At 40.3% G+C, this 1,524-nt stretch carries 1 protein-coding gene; it reads left to right on the top strand.

The genetic code is table 11. The features are described from left to right. Positions 1–1,524 (top strand): GA-like domain-containing protein (locus tag ACF91D_RS30200; protein WP_327621126.1); only part of this gene is annotated, 1,524 nt, incomplete at both ends.

Here is a 1,524-nt window from a genome sequence, read left to right as displayed (position 1 = left end):
TAACGAAATTAAATAATGTACCAGATGGTAAAACAGGTAAAGACGGATTACAAACACGTCTAGATCAAATTGATTCAGTGACAGCGCCAGAAGTGAATGATCAAGACGGCAATGGTGTACTAGATACCAAGCAGTTATCAGAGGCGGAACAAGCAATTGAAGCAGTGGAAGAAGCTAAAAAAGCAGCAGCTAACAAGTTGTCTGAGATTACGTCTGATAACTTAGTAAATCCAAGTGAGAAAGCTGAGTTAGATCAACTCATCGAAGCATTAGAAACAGCGAAAGCAGATGCTTTAACGAAATTAAATAATGTACCAGATGGTAAAACAGGTAAAGACGGATTACAAACACGTCTAGATCAAATTGATTCAGTGACAGCGCCAGAAGTGAATGATCAAGACGGCAATGGTGTACTAGATACTGAGCAGTTATCAGAGGCAGAACAAGCAATTGAAGCAGTGGAACAAGCTAAGAAAGCCGTCGATAATAAGTTATCTGAAATCACATCGGATGGATTAGTAAATCCAAGTGAAAAAGCCGAGTTAGATCAACTTATTGAAGCGTTAGAAACAGCTAAGGCAGATGCTTCGACGAAATTGAGCAGTGTACCAAACGGTACAACAGGCAAAGACGAGTTACAAACACGTCTAGACCAAATTGGTTCAGTAACAGCGCCTGAGGTCAATGATCAAGATGGTAATGGCGTGCTAGATACCGAGCAATTATCAGAGGCGGAGCAAGCAATTGTAGGAGTGGAAGAAGCTAAGAAAGCCGTCGATAATAAGTTATCTGAAGTTACATCTGATGGATTAGTAAATCCAAGTGAAAAAGCTGAGTTAGATCAACTCATCGAAGCATTAGAAACAGCGAAAGCAGATGCTTTAACGAAATTAAATAATGTACCAGATGGTACAACAGGTAAAGACGGATTACAAACACGTCTAGATCAAATTGATTCAGTGACAGCGCCAGAAGTGAATGATCAAGACGGCAATGGTGTACTAGATACCGAGCAGTTATCAGAGGCGGAACAAGCAATTGAAGCAGTGGAAGAAGCTAAGAAAGCGGTGGATAATAAGTTATCTGAAATCACAGCCGATAATTTGATTAACCCGAGCGAGAAAGCCGAATTAGAGGAATTAATTGAGGCATTAGAAAGGGAAAAAGCAGAAGCTTCGACGAAATTGAACAGTGTACCGGACGGTAAAACAGGCAAAGATGAGTTACAAACACGCTTAAATCAAATTGGTACAGTGACTTCACCAGAAGTGAATGATCAAGACAGTAACGGCGTCTTAGATACAGAGCAGTTATCAGAGGCAGAACAAGCAATTACGGCAGTAGAAGAAGCTAAAAAAGCAGCAGCTGACAAGTTGTCTGAGATTACGTCTGATAACTTAGTAAATCCAAGTGAAAAAGCTGAGTTAGATCAACTAATTGAAGCATTAGAAACAGCGAAAGCAGAAGCTTCAGCGAAATTGAACAGTGTACCAAACGGTACGACAGGTAAGGATGAGTTACAAA

The organism is Staphylococcus sp. 231237_7MaSpsaltlick (genome assembly GCF_043107035.1).
The sequence above is the reverse complement of the archived record's forward strand: the minus strand, read 5'-3'. Positions and strand labels throughout refer to the sequence as shown.